Source organism: Undibacterium sp. JH2W (assembly GCF_049340425.1).
In the GTDB taxonomy this organism is placed as follows: domain Bacteria; phylum Pseudomonadota; class Gammaproteobacteria; order Burkholderiales; family Burkholderiaceae_D; genus Undibacterium.
The window spans coordinates 1-2,520 of sequence record NZ_JBMPOT010000051.1 but is presented as its reverse complement, the minus strand read 5'-3'; the positions used below and the strand labels follow the sequence as shown (position 1 = coordinate 2,520).

The following is a 2,520-nucleotide window of genomic DNA, read 5'->3' as shown; positions in this document are numbered from 1 at the left end:
TTTATAACCGCCAGCGACGTCACTCGCGTCTTGGCAATATATCGCCAGCCTTATTTGCTGAAAATTTTAATCGGCACTCACAGGCAGCTTAGAACATGAGTGTCCGCTATTGACAGTACACCTCAGACATCCTTGAAAATGAAGTCGAGGCGTGGATTATTAATAGTGTTCTCTAATCGCATTAGAAACCGCTCAAATTCTCCTGTATAAGGGCCATTCACAAAATCGGCGTTAACCTTTTCAAACTCATATTCTTTATCAAAATAATTAGGTACTCGACTAACGATTTTTATTCCCTGCTTGTCCTCCGGAATCTTCCCCCCTTTTTTGTTTACCAACTCCGCATTCATGTTTCGGATGTATCTCAAAATTTCCCCAATTTTGAATTTTAATGGAGAATCAAAATAGACTTTCTTTTCCGTATTATGGCGGCGTTTATTTTCCACTACAGCGTGGCGAAACTGCGATATCTGGTTGTAAGAATTATTTTCACTGCTCTCTATGAATAGCTCCCCTAGTTCCTCTCCATCAAAAAGCCAATACGGTATTTTTATTTTTGACGAATCTAAGTAATTGCATCCGTCAAAGGCACTTTTATATTCACCATGAATGTCAAAAATAACAATGTGTGAATTATTCAAACCGGCGTACTGAGAAGATTTTGAGTCCTTTGCGGACTGAAGCAATTTGGCAACGGTATGAGATTTTCCAGAGCCTGTAGAGCCGACAATACAAAAATGCTTATTGAAAAATTTATTACCGTTTATTGGAACACGAATATTAGGATTGTTTGCGAGACTCGAAAAAGTCAATCGATCAGCTACGGCCAAGTCAGTAGCAAATATCCCGTCTAGCTCTTGTTTTTCAAGAATCGCTATACCATTGTTAGGCGGCAGAGGTATGCCATGTCCACCACGCTTAAACGAGTATTTACCTGCTTTGCCATAAAGCATTCCGATTAAATGAACGTCCAAGAGAAACGATGGTGATGCGGTAGGAACTGTAGGGTCAGAAGATTGTGTATCCTTAATTTTGTAATTGTCTACCACCCCAACGACATATTGGTCCACATATCCACGACAGGGGACTTTGACGTAACTGCCTATTCCGAACACTCCGTCGAATTGGGATGGGTCAATTATCTCAATTACCAAAGCAGTCGAAGAAACGCTAGAAATTTTGAAATTATCTGAATTCATAATTTATTTCTGGAATAAATGCCAAATTTCTTTGGCGTTAATCGAATCAACACTAAACATCGGCACATTAGAAAAGATACCTTCTTCGTCAACGCCAAAGTAATAAATTTTTTCTGGAGGAAAACTGAACCCCGTTAATTTTCGAAACGAATTAATGCCGATCACTCTCGCCTTGAATGAGATTTCTCCTAGCGATTCGGTTGCTTTCCCCCTATTGCTTTTCCTGATTGAAATATGGTGACGGTTGAACATGCCATTGCTAAATTCAATCGCTTCGTAACCATCATTAATTGCGACGTCATTCTTTATCAAATACTTCTTTGCACTAACGCAATCATCATCATGTAGGACAAAAGTAATAGGCTCCACGTTGTACACAGCCTTATGAAAATGCTGATTAATGATCTTGAGTAGTAAGTCACCGATGTCAGTCAATTCATGGTGTTCGCGTTTTCCGATGAAAATAAATGCGGTCTGAGATGCTAATGGGCGTTGAAAGCGTTTCTTAAGGATAGCTAAGAATTTCTCTCTGGATTCGTACTCAGAAAATGCTGAATAGAATATATTTCTTTTTCCACTTTGCAGCGCCGCAACTACTTCTTGCCGAGTGCATTTTCGCTTAGAAGGGTCAGCATTATTGGTTACTAGTTTGCGGAAATAATCAGATATAAAGCAATAAAAGAAGAGTGCCTCATCTTGATTAGAGCAGAAAGGTTGATTAGCAATGAGCGTAATTACACGAGAAAAATTTGTGACTTGGTCCGGCGCAAACTTAATTTTGAATCGCTTCACGAATTTTTGTTTCATGTCGTCGGTAATCTTGCTGATCCGATTTACCTTATCTCGGTGAGCCTGAGAAGGCTTTTTGCCTAAGGCGATCTTGAGTAAATCTTCAAGCTCGTTTATGGTGAAAGTATGTGTAGACTCCGAACGGTCCTTGAAATGGCAATATAAGAAATATTCTCTGGCACTTTTGTCGCTATAAGCTTCCTCAATAAGTTGAACCACTGGTTCCCGTATTTTTGAAAATGCAAAGTCCTGAGTTTCCTTATACTTAACTTGAGTCACAAATGCGTTAGAGCTGAGGTCTTGAATACGCTCGATTGAAATTTCATCCGATTCAAGGGGGGCCTCAAATAGCTCAATAATGGTCTTATCAATTTGAAATTCAAACCCTTTAATTGCATAGTATCCGCCTGAGGTGTACTGTCAATAGCGGACACTCATGTTCTAAGCTGCCTGTGAGTGCCGATTAAAATTTTCAGCAAATAAGGCTGGCGATATATTGCCAAGACGCGAGTGACGTCGCTGGCGGTTATAA

At 39.8% G+C, this 2,520-nt stretch carries 2 protein-coding genes; both read right to left on the bottom strand.

Going from position 1 to position 2,520, the window contains the following annotated elements; translation table 11 throughout:
• Positions 1-122: 122 nt before the first annotated feature.
• Positions 123-1,199 (bottom strand): ATP-binding protein, encoded by a 1,077-nt coding sequence (locus tag ACO0LC_RS29015; protein ID WP_423009714.1) that lies wholly within the window; start codon positions 1,197-1,199, stop codon positions 123-125.
• A 3-nt stretch (positions 1,200-1,202) separates the two neighbouring features.
• Positions 1,203-2,267 carry a hypothetical protein gene (locus ACO0LC_RS29010; RefSeq protein WP_423009712.1) on the bottom strand — a complete coding sequence of 355 codons (1,065 nt, stop codon included), beginning with the start codon at positions 2,265-2,267 and terminating at the stop codon, positions 1,203-1,205.
• Positions 2,268-2,520: the final 253 nt, after the last annotated feature.